This window comes from Pseudoalteromonas sp. MMG024 (genome assembly GCF_021654175.1).
Lineage (GTDB): Bacteria > Pseudomonadota > Gammaproteobacteria > Enterobacterales > Alteromonadaceae > Pseudoalteromonas.
This window is the reverse complement of record NZ_JAKFZO010000015.1, coordinates 14,752-31,550: the sequence shown is the minus strand read 5'-3', so window position 1 is coordinate 31,550 and position 16,799 is coordinate 14,752. Positions and strand designations below refer to the sequence as shown.

Below are 16,799 nucleotides of genomic sequence, written 5' to 3'. Positions count from 1 at the left end.
TTACTTGATGGATATTATTGCAAATTACGGCACCACTTTGGTGATGATTGCTGCCGTAGTGGGATTTATCATGGCGTATGGTATTGGTGCAAACGACGTTGCCAATGCAATGGGTACGTCAGTTGGCTCAAAAGCGCTAACAATTAAGCAAGCGATTATTATCGCAATGATTTTTGAATTCGCTGGTGCATATCTTGCCGGTGGTGAGGTTACATCAACGATACGTAAAGGTATTATCGACTCGTCGGCATTTGTTGCCATACCAGAGTCATTAGTGATCGGTATGATTTCAGCGCTATTAGCTGCTGGTGTATGGTTACTTGTTGCGTCTTATTTAGGTTGGCCTGTATCAACAACACACTCAATTATTGGTGCAATTGTTGGTTTCGCATTGGTTGCGGTAGGCTCTGAAGCGATTCAATGGGGTAAAGTAGCGGGTATCGTAGGTAGTTGGATTGTTACACCTGCTATTTCAGGCTTTATTGCTTACCTTATCTTTATGAGTGCACAGAAACTAATTTTTGATACTGACTCACCACTTAACAATGCAAAGCGCTTCGTGCCTATGTACATGGGTCTTGCAGCGTTTGTTATGGCGTTAGTAACAATCAAAAAAGGCTTAAAGCATATCGGTTTAGACCTTGGTACAGTAATGGGTTACGGTATCGCAATCGGTGCTGCTGTTTTAGTCGCGCTGTTAGGTAAAGTATTGATCGCTCGTCTTAAAATGGACCCTGCAGCTGACAAAGAAATGCAATTTAACAATGTTGAGAAAGTATTCGCTATCTTAATGATTGTAACTGCATGTTGTATGGCGTTTGCACACGGCTCAAACGATGTAGCAAATGCGATTGGTCCACTTGCTGCGGTAGTGAGCATTGTTGAGCACAACGGTGAAATCGTTAAGAAATCGTCACTCGTTTGGTGGATTTTACCACTTGGTGGTTTAGGTATTGTTATCGGTCTTGCGATTCTTGGTAAGAAAGTAATTAAAACCATTGGTGAAGGTATTACGCACTTAACACCAAGCCGTGGTTTTGCTGCAGAGCTTGCGGCTGCATCAACGGTTGTTATTGCATCAGGTACAGGCTTACCAATTTCAACGACACAAACGTTAGTAGGTGCGGTACTAGGTGTTGGTATGGCCCGCGGTATTGCGGCACTTAATTTAGGTGTTGTAAGAAATATCGTTGTTTCTTGGGTTATTACCTTGCCAGTAGGCGCGGTATTAGCTATTGTTATCTACTATGTATTGGCGGCTATTTTTGGCCTTCAAGTGTAAAGACTTTTAGCTTGAAAAGACCCCATATGCGATACGCAATGGGGTCTTTTTTTGTCTTAAATTTGTATGTAGCAGTTTGCTAATCAATTTAGCGGGTCACATAGCGCGCTTACAGCGCTGTAATTTTACCGTTGTAACATAGCGTTAAAAGATAAATTAAACCCTGTTTGGCTTCATTTCACTAGGCTCTATTCGCTCATTTATTTAACAGAGTTATTAGCACTCGCAATTAATTGATTAAATCTCAGTGACATAATTGATTTTCCATTGTTAATTTGTTTTTATCGTTATTAATTTGAATATTAATCGGTTATTACGATGAAAAACCTTCCTAGCATTAAGCAGCTGCAATACTTACTTGCAGTACATCAGCATCAGCACTTCGGCCGCGCTGCAGAAGCCTGTTTTATTGGTCAATCTACCTTGAGTAGTGCAATTCAAAATCTTGAAGAAACACTCGGTTGTCAGCTAATTGAGCGTGAAAACCGCAGCATTATGTTTACCTCGATTGGTGAAGAAGTGGTTGAGCGAGCGCGCAAGATAATCGACGACACAATTAGTGTAAAAGAGCTTACAAAAAGCTTTTTAAACCCACTCCAAGGGCATTTAACCATAGGTATTATTCCTACGGTTGCAAGTTTTATTGCGGCTGATTTATACCACTTATGTGCAAAAGAGTTTCCTGAACTTGAGTTGGTTTTAATTGAAGATACTAGCGATAACTTATTGGACAAATTAGAAAAAGGTCAAGTTGATGTAGCGCTATTGGCATTGCCTTATAATACCAACAAGTTTCATACCCATATTTTAGCACAAGACCCATTTAATATTGTAAGGCACAAGGATTATCAAGCGGCAGAAGGTGTGGTTGATTTTAACTTGTTGCCACCGTCATCGGTGTTTTTGCTAGAGCGCGAACATTGCCTTACCGATCATGCACTGAGTGCGTGTCACTTGAGTAAAAGTGAGTGTATAAATCCCTTTGAAGCTGCAAGTTTGCATACCTTACTAAGTATGGTTGAGCGTCAACTTGGTGTGACTTTTCTACCACAAATGGCAATTAATGCGGGCATTTTATCTCATAAACCTATGGTGTTTAGCGCGGCGCAAGATACTGCTTATCGTGATATTGGTATTTTATGGCGCAAGACCTCAGGTCGCATACGCGACTTCCGCTTGCTGTGCGATAAATTAAAGCCGTTCTTTGCTGAAAAATGTGCACGATAAAATAATTTTAAATTTTTAAAACTATTTTTAGCACTCGCTCGACTACATAAACAGAGAAACAAAACTCTTGGGGAATATGTGTTCTTTCAAAGTGAAAAAGGGTTAATCAAAAAAGCACAGCAAGGTGATAAACGCGCATGGCTTAATTTAGTAAAACAATACGAAAAGCCGATTTATCACACTTGTTTGCGTATGGTGAGTAACCCAGATGACGCACTCGAAATCATGCAAGAAAGCTTTATGAGTATTTATCGGTCGCTCGATAACTACCGTTTTGAGTCGAGTTTTAAAACGTGGGCAATCGCAATTACCAATCGCCGATGCGTGGAATTTTATCGTGCTAAAAAGGTACTCGATGAAGAAAAGCAAGAAATGCTGATAGCTGATATGCAAGAACCCGAATCTGCTGATTTTATGTTGTTTATGGCGCAGCAAAATAAGCAAGTTTTACAGTTATTAAATGGCTTACCTTGGATGCAAAAAGAAGTGGTGGAATTAAAGTTTTTTCAGCACTTTACGTTTGAACAAATTGCGCAGCAACTTGACGTATCAACCAATACGGTAAAATCGCGGTTGTACACAGCGCTGTCCAAATTGCGCCAAGAACTGGAGGTGTTAAATGGCTAATTTAGAGTGTATTTTTGAAAAATGGCTGGAAACAGGTGAACTTACACCAAGTGATCGTCAATTGCTTGAACAAGATTCTGTTTATGCAGAAATGCTCGAAAACAGTGAGACTTGGCAGTCGCTTTCGGCAAAGTATCAAGAAACGCCCGTTCCACAGTGGAATCGAGAAGCCACTTGGTTTGATAAAACGAGCGGTGGTGCAAAGAGTAATCGTTTTGCTGCTTGGTTTGCACCAGCTGCTTTAGCTTGTTCAGTTTTAATGTGCTCGCTGGTTATTATGCGTGCAGAAGTAAGCGTTTCAGATAGTGGCTTTGCGATTAATTTTGCAGAGCAACAAAAGCAAGCTCCAACAGTCACTTATGAGCAGCTGCAAACCCTTTTGGCTGAGCAGCAGACAAATACCGCACAGGCGACCTATGCGCTGGTTAAAGAGGCCATAGAGCAGGGGCGTGTGGAGCGCAAAGAAGATATTGGCGCCTTGGTTGCCGATTTAAACCGAGTACGTCAACAAGATCAGGCGCTGATTCGCCTGCAATTAAACGAATTGGCACAACAGGTTGAGCAACAACCACAGTCATCAATTGCCAAAAACCACTCATGGGAGAATTAATCATGAAAACGAAAGCAAGCTTATTGATTTCACTCGCATTACTTTCTGGTCATGTTGCTGCCAATACACCAGCAAACAATATGGTCGCTAAAAGCCAAAAAGAAATCACCATTATGAATAATATCTTAAAGGCATCACTTAACGCGGAACCAGGTATTAAGGTGCGCCAAATCAATGGTGCTTATCTTGCTGACCAAGGTTATGTCTTTAGTATTAGTGCATCGGGGTTATCTGGTGGCTTCGGAAGCTGGAAACGTTTTTTTCTTGAACCTGATATCGAGTTTCACGATGAGGACGTGATGATTCGTGCAGAAGAGATGCGCATTGAAGCGGCTAACGAAGCCTATCATGTAGCGATGGAGGCACTACGAGAGTCTTCTGAAAAAATCCGTGAGTTTGCCCAGCAAGAGCGTGAAATTGAATTTCAGTTACGAGAAGTAGAGCGTGCTCGTCGAGATTTAGATTTAGAGCGCAGACACGCACTGAAAGATAAAGAAGAAAAGTCGGTTAAAAAAGAAATCGAAAAGCTCGAAGCTAAGATAGCCAAACTTGAAAAAGAAAAAGAGCAGGTGCGTGGCAAACGTGACGATGCTAAAGATAAAATGAAATCGACGACTAAAGAAAAACACAAAAAAGTTGCTGAAACTAGAAAGCAAAATATTCGTGTTGCGAGCCAAACTCTGGCGCAAACCTTATGTGATTACGGTGCTGGGCTGAAAAGCTTAAGTAAAAATCACTATGTTAACTTTATTATTGATAACGCGACGGGTAATAAAGAAGATCTTGTTTTTGTTTATAGCAAAGCGAAGATTAATCAGTGTGTTGTGGGTGATATTGATGCGGAAAAACTACTAGCGAGTGCGCAAAGTTATACGTTTTAATTTTAACTGAATGCAATCAATTCACAGTAAGAAAAAACAAAAAAGCCGCTTAACTAGCGGCTTTAGAATTTAATAAGCTTTCAGCTTTTACGTTAGGTAAAAATAGTAAATACACTAACACTACAAGGTTAAAGTAAGGAATCGCACCTAACCCAGCAAAAATTGCTTTAGGGTAGCCTTTTTCACTGGCTTTAAAGTAACAAAAGTAGCAAATCAGGACATTCGCAATTAGCAGTAAAATAATAAACAGAGCCATCGTCCCTCCCGTTTTTATGCAAAATCACTCTCAAATGAAATGATTTTTCTGTATCTCCATATAAAACCAGTTTAGCTTAATCTTTGGGCGAATTCCTATTGTTTTGTTAATTTGATTTGTAAAAATTGTTAAGCGATTGAGTTTCCAGAAGTGTTTTTTAGCTTTTTAATTTCAATCGCCGGCATCGGTTTACCAATAAAGTAACCTTGTGCGTAGTCAACACCAATTTCTTTAAGCAATTCAAAGGTTTCTTGGTCTTCCACGTATTCGGCAACACAGGTTTTACCGAGTGAATGGCTAATGTCTTTAATAGCGTTAACTAGCGCTTTATCAATGTTATCTTGGGTCATATCTTTAACAAATGAACCATCAATTTTTACTTGATTCGCAGGCAATTGTTTTAGGTAGCTAAAGGTACTAAAACCTGTGCCAAAGTCATCAATCGAGAACTGACACCCAATTTTTTGCAGCTGGGTGATCATCGCCGTGGTCGCGACTAGATTACTAATACTCGCTGATTCTGTAATTTCAAAAGTGAGTCTATCTGGGCTTACATTATGCAGCTTCAAACTTTGCGCTATGGTGTTTAACAGGTTGGCGTTGTTAAAGGCTTGTGCAGAAAGGTTGATTGCGACTTTGTTTAACTCAGGGTATTCACCTAATAACGCGATAGTTTTTTCTATTACATTTTGGTCGAGTAAATCGATATCAGTCACCAGCTCTAATGACGGAATAAACTGGTTCGGATAAATAATTTCATCATTTACAATTAAACGAACAAGCGCTTCATAATAACTCACTTTTTGCTCTTTGTAGCACCAAATTGGCTGAAAGTGCATGGTAAGGCTTTGTGCTTTAAGCGCTTCTTTTACACTGTGAGCCCATGTTATTCCTGATAGTAACTGCTTACTTTTTGCATCTGAATCTGAATAACAATGAACGATATTACGGCCACGGCTTTTAGCAACGTACAGCGCAATATCCGCTTGCTTTAAACATTCGCTGGCATCGCTGTTTTTATTGTCAATTTGCGTTAAACCGATTGAGCAGCTAATTGAATAGCTTTGTTCACCAAAGCGAAAGCTCTGATTCTCAATGGTTTGACATAAGCTCTCACCAATCATATGGGCATCAAGTAAATCGGTATTTTCTAAAATAATGGCAAACTCATCGCCGCCTAAACGACATACCAAGGCATCGCCAGACACACATTGCTCGAATAACTCTGCAACTTTTTGCAGTACTTTGTCGCCTTGTTGGTGGCCTTGCGAGTCATTAATAATTTTGAAATGGTCTAGATCGATATATAGCAGTGCGTGTTGTTGGCAGTTTGATACGTTTTGGCAAAATAGGTTGAGCTGTTGGTCAAAGAAATAGCGGTTGTGCAAATTGGTCAGTGTATCGTGATGGGCTAAATGTTGTAGGCTAAATTCAGCTTGTTTTCGTTCATCAATGTTATCGATACTAAGCGTGATATTACTTTTAGCTTGGCGCTCTTTAATTGATTGCAACTTGCACTCAATCCAAATTTGGTGACCAAGTTTATGGTTTATTTGTAGTTCTAGTTTGTCTTTGCTGCCAGGCTTCATATTAATTGCGGAAATTAACTTTTCGAGCTTTTCAGCTTCATGCTGAGGGAAAAAGCTGGCTAGCGGTTTGCCTAGGCTAGATTGCAATCGATTCCCGGTTAGGGCTTCCCAAGCAGGATTCAAAAAACAAATATTATGGGCTTGGTCAATTTCAATTACCGAGGTATTTAAGTGCATTAAAATACGTTGGTGAGCAGAGAATAAGTCTTTATAACCCTGTTGGCTTTTACTAAGTAGTTCTACTTTTTCAGCGAATTCATCATAGCTCACCATAAAATCTTCGCGTCGTGCAGCTTGTTCACATACTTTATTAATAATGTTGTGATTAAACGGCAAGCGAATAAAGTCGGTAACACCTAATAGCAGCAGTTGTTCAGCAAAATCAGCATCTTGGCTATCGATAATGGTTACAACAGCTTGATTCGGTTTATGAATACGTAATTGCTGCAAAAAGTTATTTACGCGCTCAAAGCTGCCATGGGTAGCATCAACAAGGACGATGGCGTAGTTATATTGTTGGATTAAGGTTTGCGCATCGGCGCAGTTATCGGTGGTGCTGATGGCAAAACCAAGCTCTAAATCATGGTGAATTTGCGCAGCGCGTTGTTCGTTAGATTCAACCAGTAATAGCGGTAAACGGCTACTTTTATCGGTGTGCTCAGATAAAATATTAGCGAGTAAATGCGGAAGTTTGTTTAATTTGTCGTGCTGTAAAATGGCATCAATACCATACGCGCGAGCGGTTGATTCAGCAATGCGTTCACAATAGGTAGGAGGTATCAATACGATAGGTGTATTTTTTGCAGTTGCCAGCAAGCCTGAGCGTACCATGCGTGAAAAGCGCCAACCATCAATTTCGCCAATAGCAAGATCGGTGATTATCAGGTTGAAAGAGTGCTTCTTCAGTAAATCGAGTGCCTCTAAACTATTACCCTTTAGCTCAATATCAAATACATCGACATTTTTTAATGCATCAACTAGCTGAGTTGATAGCTTAATGTCTGGTGTCACTACCAGCAACTTAAGCTTATTCGGCATTTAAACTGCACCTCTAAATCAGTTCACCACTCCTTGGTAAGTTCGATTTTCAAATGCCAAAAGATACCTAGTTTAGATAGTTAACTCAAGTAAATTTGATATTTTACTCACCTGTAGATCCTTAAACTTTAACATTCAGTAGGTTATATTTTGCGCGGCCTGTTTTCCTTGATTTAAATCATCACTAACACTAGAATCGGCGCGACTTTAACCAAGTATACCCTGAGTACTAATAACCAAGTGAGACAGACAAATGCGTGTTGCTGATTTTAACTTTGAATTACCCGATGAATTAATTGCTCGATTTCCTATGGAAGATCGCACAGCAAGTCGCTTATTAAAGCTAGTAGGTAATAGTGGCGAAATCACACACCATACGTTTGCTGATGTATTAGATTTTATAAATCCAAACGACCTGATTATCTTTAATAATACTAAAGTAATTCCTGCGCGTATGTTTGGTCAAAAAGCATCGGGCGGTAAGGTTGAGGTGCTCGTTGAGCGTGTAGTTGATAAACACACGGTACTTGCACACGTACGCGCAAATAAATCACCTAAGGTTGGCAACGAGCTTATTTTAGAAGAAACGGCAACAGCGGTAATGCAAGGTCGTCAAGGCGAATTATTTGAGCTGAAGTTCGAAGGTGAAGAGGGCGTACTTGATATTTTAGACCGTATTGGTCATATGCCACTGCCGCCATATATTGACCGCCCTGATAATGAAAAAGACCGTAATCGCTATCAAACTGTTTACGGTGAAAAACCGGGCGCAGTAGCAGCGCCAACAGCGGGTCTTCATTTTGACGATGCGTTATTAGCAAAGTTAAAAGACAAGGGTGTTGATTTAGGTTTTGTAACGCTGCATGTAGGGGCGGGTACGTTCCAGCCAGTGCGCGTTGATAAAATTGAAGATCACCATATGCATTCTGAGTACATTGAAGTGCCAGAGCAAGTGGTTGCACAAATTAAAGCGTGTCGTGAACGTGGAGGCCGTGTAGTTGCTGTGGGCACAACGTCAATGCGCTCATTAGAGTCGGCAGCAATGAAATCGGAAGGTGAGCTTGCACCGTTTTACGGTGACACGGATATTTTCATCTTTCCGGGATACGAATTTCAGGTGGTAGATGCGATGATCACTAACTTTCACCTTCCTGAATCGACACTAATAATGCTTGTGAGTGCCTTTGCTGGACAAGAGAATATTATGAATGCTTACAACACTGCAATTGAAGAAAAATACCGCTTTTTCTCATACGGTGATGCAATGTTCTTAACCAAAAAAGACATTTAGTACACCACTTAAAAACATGATGCGATGTAACTCTGTTACATCGCTTTACACGTAAATCTCACTTTCCACTTTTATTTCTGTTATCTCATCCCTATATCCATAGTATTGTGCTGTCAAAGCAGGTAAAATCGACCGATTATTTTACGCTCAATTGATGAAGTTGAGTAAAAGTTGGACTGTTTTTCCGGCATTTGAGGTTTTTATGAAATTTGAATTAGACAATACAGATGGCAAAGCGCGTCGCGGCCGTTTGATTTTTGACCGTGGTGTAGTAGAGACACCTGCATTTATGCCTGTAGGTACTTACGGTACCGTTAAAGGTATGACTCCTGAAGAGTTAAAAGGCACAGGTGCAGAAATTTGCCTTGGTAATACCTTTCACTTAATGCTTCGCCCAGGCACTGAAATCATCAAACAACACGGTGACTTACATGACTTTATGGGCTGGGATAAACCAATTCTTACCGATTCAGGCGGTTTCCAAGTATTCAGCTTAGGCGAAATGCGTAAAATTTCGGAAGAAGGTGTAATGTTCCGCTCACCGGTAAACGGCGAAAAAATCATGCTATCGCCAGAAAAAGCAATGCAAGTGCAGCGCGACTTGGGCTCAGATATTGTGATGATTTTTGACGAATGTACACCGTATCCTGCAACAGAAAAAGAAGCGCGTGACTCGATGGAGTTATCGCTGCGCTGGGCAAAACGTTCGAAAGAAGGTCACGGTGATAACCCATCAGCATTATTCGGTATTATTCAGGGTGGTATGTACCCTGAACTGCGTGAAATTTCGCAAAAAGGTTTAGAAGAAATCGGTTTTGATGGTTATGCACTTGGTGGTTTATCAGTAGGTGAACCAAAAGAAGACATGATTAACATTCTTGACCACTGCGCTTACAAAATGCCCGAAGATAAGCCACGTTATCTTATGGGCGTAGGCAAGCCGGAAGATTTAGTTGAAGCGGTTCGTCGTGGTATTGATATGTTTGATTGTGTAATGCCAACACGTAACGCGCGTAACGGTCACTTATTTATTACCGGTGGCGTAATTAAAATCCGTAACGCAGTGCATAAAACGGATACAGGCCCACTTGATCCAGAATGTGATTGCCATACTTGTGAGAACTTCTCACGCGCTTATTTACACCACTTAGATAAGTGTAATGAAATTTTAGGGGCTCGTTTAAACACGATCCACAACTTACGTTATTACCAACGCGTTATGGAAGGGCTTCGCAATGCCATTGCTGAGAACAAACTAGAAGAGTTTGTTGCAGACTTCTATGCGCGTCGCGGTATGCCGGTACCTGAATTAAAACAAATTGAAGACTAATAAAATTTAAGAGGAATTAACCATGAGTTTATTTATCTCAAGTGCGCATGCAAGTGCGGGTGCTCCACCTGCTGGTGGCGGCATGGAAATGCTAATCATGCTAGGTATTTTTGGTTTGGTATTTTATTTCCTAATTTACCGTCCACAAGCAAAGCGCGTTAAAGAGCACAAGAGCCTAATGTCAGCATTGGCAAAAGGTGATGAAGTACTTACTGCGGGTGGTTTAGTAGGTAAAATCGTGAAAGTATCTGACGACAAAGATTTTGTTGTTGTTGCGCTTAACGACCAAGCTAACGTAACAGTGCAAAAAGGTTCAATTTCAGCTGTGCTGCCTAAAGGCACAATGAAAGCACTTTAATCAAAGGAATAAGTTGTGATTAATAAGTACCCGTTATGGAAGTACTTGATGGTGGTAGCAGTTGTATTGCTTGGTATGCTTTACGCTGCACCAAATATGTACGGTAGTGACCCTGCCGTACAAATTTCAGGTGCGCGAGGTGCTGTGATTGAAACAGCAGATCTCGACAAAGTAAAAACAATTTTAACGAACGATGGATTTGATGCTAAATCAATCAAACTAGAAAATGAGCAAATCTTAATTCGTTTTAATGATGTAGAAACACAGTTAAAAGCGAAAGACCAACTAAGCGACAGTCTAGGCGCTAACTATATCGCTGCTATAAACTCAGCTCCTTCAACGCCAGCATGGCTTGAAAACTTGGGCGGTGCGCCGATGAAGTTAGGCTTAGATTTACGTGGTGGTGTTGAGTTTACGATGGAAGTTGATATGCGTACTGCTATCAATAACCAATTAAAGCAGATGCAGCAAGATTTCCGCTCTGACTTACGTGAGCAGAAAATTCGCTACCGCAGCATTCGTGAAGTAGCAAACGCAGATCGCGTGCAGTTAGTTTTCCGTAATGAAGAAGACAAAGACGCCGCTGAAAGTTATTTACAAAAGAGCAACCCTAGCCTTGAGTTTCGCGATGACCGCAGTAATGAGCTAGCGTTCACTGCGCGTTTAACTGAAGCTAAGTTAAAAGAAATCCGTGATTACGCGATTTCACAAAACTTAATCATTATTCGTAAGCGTATTAACCAAATTGGTGTTGCAGAACCAAATGTTCAGCGCCAAGGACAAGAGCGTATTTTGGTGCAATTACCGGGTATTCAAGACCCTGCACGTGCGAAAGAGATTTTAGGTTCAGCAGCAACGCTTGAACTTCGCATGGTTGACCAAGATAACGACGTACGTGATGCATTAGCAGGTCGTATGCCGCCAGGCTCAGAAGTAATCAACGATCAGTTTGGTCGTCCAGTACTTCTGAAAAAGCGCGTAATGCTTGAAGGTTCTCATATTACCGGTGCTCAAGCGGGTTATGACCAATACCAGCGTCCGCAAGTTAGTTTACAGCTTGATAGTAAAGGTGGCTCAAAAATGGCTGCGTTTACTAAAGACGAAGTTGGTAATTTAATGGCGATTGTGTTCATCGAATACCGTCCGTCGGGCAAGGTAGATGAAAACGGTAAAGCGTTACCACCAATCAAACACGAAGAAGTGATTAACCAAGCAACTATTAATGAGCGCTTAGGTCGTCGTTTCCAAATTACAGGTATTGATACGCCAGCAAAAGCGCAGCATTTATCTGAAATGCTACGTGCAGGTGCGCTTGTTGCGCCAATTCAAATTGTTGCTGAAAGTACGATAGGTCCAAGCATGGGTGCAGAAAACGTTGAAAAAGGTATTACCGCGGTAGTGCTTGGTTTTGTTTTCGTACTGGTATTTATGCTGCTTTACTACAAAGGCTTTGGCTTGATTGCGAATATTGCACTTGGCTTAAACCTAGTATTAATTGTTGGTGCAATGTCAGTACTTGCGGGTGCAACACTTACCTTGCCAGGTATTGCCGGTATCGTACTAACGGTTGGTATGGCGGTAGATGCGAACGTACTTATTTTTGAACGTATTCGTGAAGAATTAGCTGAAGGTCGTAGTCCTCAACAAGCAATTCACCACGGTTACGACAGTGCATTTAGCACCATTTTTGATGCCAATATCACAACGTTAATTGCAGCCGTGATCTTGTACGCAATTGGTACAGGTCCTATTCAAGGCTTCGCAATCACTCTTGCTATCGGTATTGTAACGTCAATGTTCACTGCGATTGTTGGTACGCGTGCGATTGTTAACGCGTTAATCGGCGGTAAGCGCATTGAGAAGTTATCTATCTAGGAGAGTGTGATGCAATTATTAAAGTTAAATGAAACACTTAAGTTTATGTCATTGCGTAAAATCGCAATGACAATTTCAACTCTGCTGATTATCGCTTCATTTGTTTCGTTTTTTACCAAAGGTATGAACTTTGGTTTGGATTTTACCGGTGGTACAACGGTTGAAGTTGGCTTTGAACAAGCCGCTGACCTTAAAGTTGTGCGTTCATCACTGCACGAAAATGGCTTCCCTGATGCACAGGTACAGTTATTTGGTTCAAGTAAGGACGTAAAAATTCGTCTTGAGCCACGTGAAGGTGAAAAAGCCGACATGATCAGTAACCAAGTACTCGAGATTCTTGAACAAACAGGCCAAAAAGTTGAGATCCGCTCGATTGAGTTTGTTGGTCCAAGTGTTGGTGAAGACCTGAAAGAGCAAGGCGGTTTAGCAATGTTAACAGCGCTAATCTGTATTTTGCTTTACGTTGCGCTGCGTTTTGAATGGCGTTTTGCAATTGGTGCAGTAGCGGCACTTGCACACGATGTGCTATTAACAGTGGGTTTATTCTCAGTATTAGGTTTACCGTTTGATTTAACTGTATTAGCAGCGGTACTTGCGGTTATAGGTTACTCACTCAACGATACCATTGTTGTATCGGACCGTATTCGTGAGAACTTCCGTAAAATCCGTATCGACGATACTATTGAAATTGTTGATATTTCACTAACGCAAACGTTAAACCGTACGTTAGTAACATCAATTACAACCATCTTAGTACTTGTGGCGCTTTTCGTATGGGGTGGTGAAACCATTCATGGCTTCGCAACTGCATTACTATTTGGTGTATTTATTGGTACTTACTCATCTGTATACGTAGCAAGTTCTGTTGCAGTAATGATGGGCATCAGCAAAGAAGATCTGATCCCTGAAGAAGTTGAGAAAGAAGGTGCTGAATTTGACAATATGCCATAATTATTTGGTAATTTTGTAATAATTCTGAAAAAGGCCGGTGTTAATACTGGCCTTTTTTTTTGTCTTTAGTATGATACTGAAAATGATAAACATTCTCAAAGGCATTAAAATGAAAAAGCTAACTGTACTTGCTAGTTTTGCAGCAATGACACTTTTAACAGCATGTGGTGATAAACAACAAACTAACGCCGAAGCGGTAGCAAAAGCACCTACAGCTAATCAAGCGTTAGCAGACTACAAAGAGGGTGCTAAAACACTAGTAACAATGATTAAAGAAGCTAAACCAGATACTGAAATCTCTGCAAAGTCAGCTGAGTTAGTTGCGGGTTCTAAAACAATCATTACGCAGTTTATAAATAAACACCCAAAGTGTACTGAGTATTTAACAGCGCTTAATAATGCGGCGGATATCATTCCAACCTTACCGCTAGAAGAGATCGAGTCAGGCTATCATGAAGACGGTAAACTGCCTAAGTTTGACGACCCTAACTGTTATCATGCGAAGGACTTACTAGTGCATCCTGCAACGGTACAAGCAATGGCAACAATGGGGATTACCACTGCAGAAATGCGTGAAAGTGCAGAAATGGAAATTATTGAAGTTATTGCGCACTTTTCTCAGGTTGAAAAAGCATTAAACTAACCTAAATTTCAAAAGGTTGTGATTATAAATTGAAATAATTGCAACCTTTTCTGATGCTTAGCTACTGAAATAATTCTGTCATTATCTCTTGTTATATTCGCCATCCGTAAAGAGGTGAATTATGCAAAACTTGAAACAATCAATCAGCCTTAAAGCGATTCTGTCAAAGCGACAAATCACAACGCTGTTTCAACCCATTCTTGATATTGAAAAAGAAACGGTGCTCGGCTACGAAGCTTTATCGCGAGGCCCTGAAAATTCAAGTTTGTTCAGTCCTGTCGAACTCTTTGCCCAAGCTGAAAAAGATGCCTGTCTTTCAGAACTAGAGCTTCTTTGTCGTGAAAAAGCCATTGAAAACTTTGTTGCTCAAGGGTTACCTGGGAAATTGTTTATCAATGTAAGTCCGTCTGCATTACTAGAAGCCGCACACCCAAAAGGTGAAACTTTACAACTGCTCGCTAAACACGGCTTAGCCACATCACGGGTTGTGATTGAGATTACTGAGCGGGAGCCGCTGGCACAAAGCGACTTATTATTCGAAGCGATTAAACATTACCGTGATTTAGGTTTGCATATTGCGATTGATGACTTTGGTTCGGGTTACAGCGGCCTAAAACAGTGGTCTGAACTAAAACCTGATATCGTTAAAATTGATCGTTACTTTATCGACCACTGCGATAAAAGTGTGGTGAAAAAAGAGTTTTTACGTTCGATATTAGAGCTGGCAAAAATCACTAATACGCGAGTAATAGCTGAAGGTATAGAACGCACGCAAGAATTAACACTGTTAAAAAATCTGGGAGTTGAACTAGCACAAGGCTTTTTGCTTGAACGCCCAGTACTTTCGCCGTGTCAGAGTTTTGATGAATGCATTGCAGCGCAAAAATTAGTGGATATGCCACGCAATACGAAAGACGATTCCCCTTTTATTGGCAATTTATTACTAAGCCAGCAGTCTATTTTTGTCACGACCAATTGTGGTGTGGCGAAGAAGTATTTCGAGCAAGATAAGTTATTGCAAAGCCTGGTGGTGCTTAATCAAGATAATCGACCCGTTGGCATATTACACCGAGATCAACTTGCCGAAATATTTTCGTCAACCTATGGGGCGGCGCTACACTCTAAGCGATCAGTCGATGAGGTTATGGATCACCAGCCTTTAGTGGTTGATAGATTGACAGCGTTGGACTCGGTGAGTCAAAAAATTACTGACTCTGATTTTGATATACGCCGCTATATTATTGTGACACAAGAAGGGCAATACGTTGGTGTTGTTGCTATTCGCGATATTCTAAAGCATATTACTGACGAGAAAATTAAAAACGCGCAGCATGCCAACCCGTTAACTATGTTGCCGGGTAATGTGGCAATTAATGATAATATTGAACGGCGCTTAAATGCGCGACAAGATTTTGAACTGGCCTATATCGATTTAAATCACTTTAAGCAATTTAACGATCTCTATGGTTATGCCAGTGGTGACATGGTAATTAAATTGCTTGCTGAAATTTGCCGCCAAGTGTGCAATCAAAAAGACTGCTTTATTGGTCATATTGGTGGCGATGATTTTATGCTGGTGTGTCCTAGTGACTTAGGTGAAGCACTGTGTCGTAAAATAATATCGGAGTTTGAAACTGCCGTTAGAGCCTACTTTACGCCAGAGCACGTCGCAGCTGGGGGGTATTGGGCAACTAACCGCGAGGGTGAAAAGAAGTTTGTGCCCTTGTTAACCTTGTCTATTGGCTTAGTTAATCCTGATATTGAGCACTGCGAAAACAGCCATCAAGTGGCAGCGTTGGCAACCGATGCTAAAAAGGAAGCGAAGCGTTTTGTAACCAGTCACTTGTTCATTTGCAAACGCCGTCGCCCGACCATGGCGATAGTCAGACTACCGGTAGCAAAATAATCTATTCGTAGCGATTGAAAAACAATCGCTTTACCTAAGCAATAATTTTTTTAACTTACTATTACTTGAGCTATGTTTGGGGCAAGTAATATGAGAATAAATGTACCATATTGTTTTATAGCGCTTATTTCACTTTCAACCTGCTCAGTCGCAGCAACAGAAATCGTGAAAGTTGCCAAAGAGCAGCACAAGCTATACCCAAGAGATGATTACATTGTTAGCCTATTAGAGTTGGCACTGGCCAATCAGCCTTACCAATTGCAACATGTGCCTGTTCACCCACTCCAGCAGCGTACCTTACTAAAACTCAGCCAAGGTGATGTAGATATCCATTGGGGTATGACGAGTCCTGACCGCGAAGCCATTGCTACCGCAATTCCAATTCCTATTTTTAAAGGGTTGATTGGTAAACGTATTGCATTGATAAAAGACGATCGGCAAAGTGACTTTACTGCGATTGATAGCGACAAGCTAAAGCAGTTTACAGCGGTTCAGGGAACATGATTGGCCCGATACTAAAATTCTTGCGCAAAATGGCTACCGAGTAAAAGCATTTGCACATTATAAAGCCATGTTCACTTTAGTCTCTCGTGGGCAGGTGGACTATTTCCCCCGCTCTGTCATTGAAATTCAAGATGAACTTTTGGAGTTTAAGCCACTTGGTTTAGCGATAGAGACCGCACATTTAATAAATTATCCTGCGGCATTCTACTTTTTTGTAAATAAAGAAAAAACGGCGTTAGCCAATGCACTGCAAGCAGGATTAACAGAAATGATTGCTGATGGTCGATTTGATAAGTTGTTTGATGATTATTTTGCTGAAGGGCTGAGCCAATTAAACTTAGCGAAGCGCGAAATACATTATTTAGAAAATGATTATTTTACAAATACAGCGCTGTTGCAAAATAAGGCGCTTTGGTACAAAAAATAAGGAA

16 protein-coding genes are annotated in these 16,799 nt (G+C 40.8%); 14 read left to right on the top strand and 2 right to left on the bottom strand.

Annotated features, from left to right (window positions below; genetic code table 11):
• The first annotated feature begins 7 nt into the window (after window positions 1-7).
• The 5 genes from L1068_RS14840 (at window position 8) to L1068_RS14820 (ending at window position 4,627) form a co-directional block, all read left to right on the top strand.
• Window positions 8-1,282: an inorganic phosphate transporter gene (locus L1068_RS14840; protein ID WP_237130887.1), complete on the top strand. Its 1,275-nt coding sequence runs from the start codon at window positions 8-10 to the stop codon at window positions 1,280-1,282.
• A 318-nt stretch (window positions 1,283-1,600) separates the two neighbouring features.
• Window positions 1,601-2,509 (top strand): hydrogen peroxide-inducible genes activator, encoded by a 909-nt coding sequence (locus L1068_RS14835; RefSeq protein WP_138630250.1) that lies wholly within the window; start codon window positions 1,601-1,603, stop codon window positions 2,507-2,509.
• Between the two features lie 78 nt (window positions 2,510-2,587).
• Entirely contained in the window at window positions 2,588-3,136 is a 549-nt protein-coding gene (locus L1068_RS14830; RefSeq protein WP_237130886.1) for a sigma-70 family RNA polymerase sigma factor, read from the top strand.
• Window positions 3,129-3,746, top strand: coding sequence for a hypothetical protein (locus L1068_RS14825; RefSeq protein ID WP_237130885.1), 618 nt, complete (start codon window positions 3,129-3,131; stop codon window positions 3,744-3,746). Before L1068_RS14830 ends, L1068_RS14825 begins: the two co-directional genes overlap by 8 nt.
• 2 nt (window positions 3,747-3,748) lie before the next feature.
• Complete coding sequence (locus tag L1068_RS14820) at window positions 3,749-4,627, top strand: hypothetical protein (RefSeq protein ID WP_237130884.1); 879 nt, start codon at window positions 3,749-3,751, stop codon at window positions 4,625-4,627.
• Between the two features lie 49 nt (window positions 4,628-4,676).
• On the opposite strand, the gene L1068_RS14815 is transcribed toward L1068_RS14820, so the two are convergent.
• Window positions 4,677-4,883: a hypothetical protein gene (locus tag L1068_RS14815; RefSeq protein ID WP_010561903.1), complete on the bottom strand. Its 207-nt coding sequence runs from the start codon at window positions 4,881-4,883 to the stop codon at window positions 4,677-4,679.
• A gap of 128 nt (window positions 4,884-5,011) precedes the next feature.
• Window positions 5,012-7,510 carry an EAL domain-containing protein gene (locus L1068_RS14810; protein ID WP_237130883.1) on the bottom strand — a complete coding sequence of 833 codons (2,499 nt, stop codon included), beginning with the start codon at window positions 7,508-7,510 and terminating at the stop codon, window positions 5,012-5,014.
• Between the two features lie 253 nt (window positions 7,511-7,763).
• On the opposite strand from L1068_RS14810, the gene queA reads away from it, so the two are divergent.
• The 9 genes from queA (at window position 7,764) to L1068_RS14765 (ending at window position 16,795) form a co-directional block, all read left to right on the top strand.
• Window positions 7,764-8,801 (top strand): tRNA preQ1(34) S-adenosylmethionine ribosyltransferase-isomerase QueA, encoded by a 1,038-nt coding sequence (gene queA / locus L1068_RS14805; RefSeq protein WP_237130882.1) that lies wholly within the window; start codon window positions 7,764-7,766, stop codon window positions 8,799-8,801.
• 202 nt (window positions 8,802-9,003) lie between these two features.
• Entirely contained in the window at window positions 9,004-10,131 is a 1,128-nt protein-coding gene (tgt, locus tag L1068_RS14800; protein ID WP_054979588.1) for a tRNA guanosine(34) transglycosylase Tgt, read from the top strand.
• A gap of 22 nt (window positions 10,132-10,153) precedes the next feature.
• Window positions 10,154-10,489: a preprotein translocase subunit YajC gene (gene yajC, locus L1068_RS14795; protein WP_054979570.1), complete on the top strand. Its 336-nt coding sequence runs from the start codon at window positions 10,154-10,156 to the stop codon at window positions 10,487-10,489.
• 15 nt (window positions 10,490-10,504) lie between these two features.
• Window positions 10,505-12,364, top strand: coding sequence for a protein translocase subunit SecD (gene secD, locus L1068_RS14790; protein WP_237130881.1), 1,860 nt, complete (start codon window positions 10,505-10,507; stop codon window positions 12,362-12,364).
• Between the two features lie 9 nt (window positions 12,365-12,373).
• On the top strand, window positions 12,374-13,315 hold the full coding sequence (secF, locus tag L1068_RS14785; protein ID WP_237130880.1) for a protein translocase subunit SecF: 942 nt from the start codon (window positions 12,374-12,376) through the stop codon (window positions 13,313-13,315).
• Window positions 13,316-13,424: 109 nt separating this feature from the next.
• Complete coding sequence (locus L1068_RS14780) at window positions 13,425-13,958, top strand: hypothetical protein (RefSeq protein WP_237130879.1); 534 nt, start codon at window positions 13,425-13,427, stop codon at window positions 13,956-13,958.
• A gap of 121 nt (window positions 13,959-14,079) precedes the next feature.
• Window positions 14,080-15,864: a bifunctional diguanylate cyclase/phosphodiesterase gene (locus L1068_RS14775; RefSeq protein ID WP_237130878.1), complete on the top strand. Its 1,785-nt coding sequence runs from the start codon at window positions 14,080-14,082 to the stop codon at window positions 15,862-15,864.
• Window positions 15,865-15,954: 90 nt separating this feature from the next.
• On the top strand, window positions 15,955-16,368 hold the full coding sequence (locus L1068_RS14770; RefSeq protein ID WP_237130877.1) for a hypothetical protein: 414 nt from the start codon (window positions 15,955-15,957) through the stop codon (window positions 16,366-16,368).
• Window positions 16,369-16,435: 67 nt separating this feature from the next.
• A complete protein-coding gene (locus L1068_RS14765; protein WP_237130876.1) occupies window positions 16,436-16,795 on the top strand; it encodes a transporter substrate-binding domain-containing protein in 360 nt (119 codons plus the stop codon).
• Window positions 16,796-16,799: the final 4 nt, after the last annotated feature.

Coding starts and splice junctions, on each gene's coding strand:
- L1068_RS14835 (WP_138630250.1), top strand. CDS start 1,601: ATGAAAAACCTTCCTAGCATTAAGCAGCTGCAATACTTACTTGCAGTA.
- tgt (WP_054979588.1), top strand. CDS start 9,004: ATGAAATTTGAATTAGACAATACAGATGGCAAAGCGCGTCGCGGCCGT.
- queA (WP_237130882.1), top strand. CDS start 7,764: ATGCGTGTTGCTGATTTTAACTTTGAATTACCCGATGAATTAATTGCT.
- L1068_RS14825 (WP_237130885.1), top strand. CDS start 3,129: ATGGCTAATTTAGAGTGTATTTTTGAAAAATGGCTGGAAACAGGTGAA.
- L1068_RS14840 (WP_237130887.1), top strand. CDS start 8: ATGGATATTATTGCAAATTACGGCACCACTTTGGTGATGATTGCTGCC.
- L1068_RS14810 (WP_237130883.1), bottom strand. CDS start 7,510: ATGCCGAATAAGCTTAAGTTGCTGGTAGTGACACCAGACATTAAGCTA.
- L1068_RS14780 (WP_237130879.1), top strand. CDS start 13,425: ATGAAAAAGCTAACTGTACTTGCTAGTTTTGCAGCAATGACACTTTTA.
- L1068_RS14815 (WP_010561903.1), bottom strand. CDS start 4,883: ATGGCTCTGTTTATTATTTTACTGCTAATTGCGAATGTCCTGATTTGC.
- L1068_RS14820 (WP_237130884.1), top strand. CDS start 3,749: ATGAAAACGAAAGCAAGCTTATTGATTTCACTCGCATTACTTTCTGGT.
- secF (WP_237130880.1), top strand. CDS start 12,374: ATGCAATTATTAAAGTTAAATGAAACACTTAAGTTTATGTCATTGCGT.
- L1068_RS14765 (WP_237130876.1), top strand. CDS start 16,436: ATGTTCACTTTAGTCTCTCGTGGGCAGGTGGACTATTTCCCCCGCTCT.
- L1068_RS14775 (WP_237130878.1), top strand. CDS start 14,080: ATGCAAAACTTGAAACAATCAATCAGCCTTAAAGCGATTCTGTCAAAG.
- L1068_RS14770 (WP_237130877.1), top strand. CDS start 15,955: ATGAGAATAAATGTACCATATTGTTTTATAGCGCTTATTTCACTTTCA.
- yajC (WP_054979570.1), top strand. CDS start 10,154: ATGAGTTTATTTATCTCAAGTGCGCATGCAAGTGCGGGTGCTCCACCT.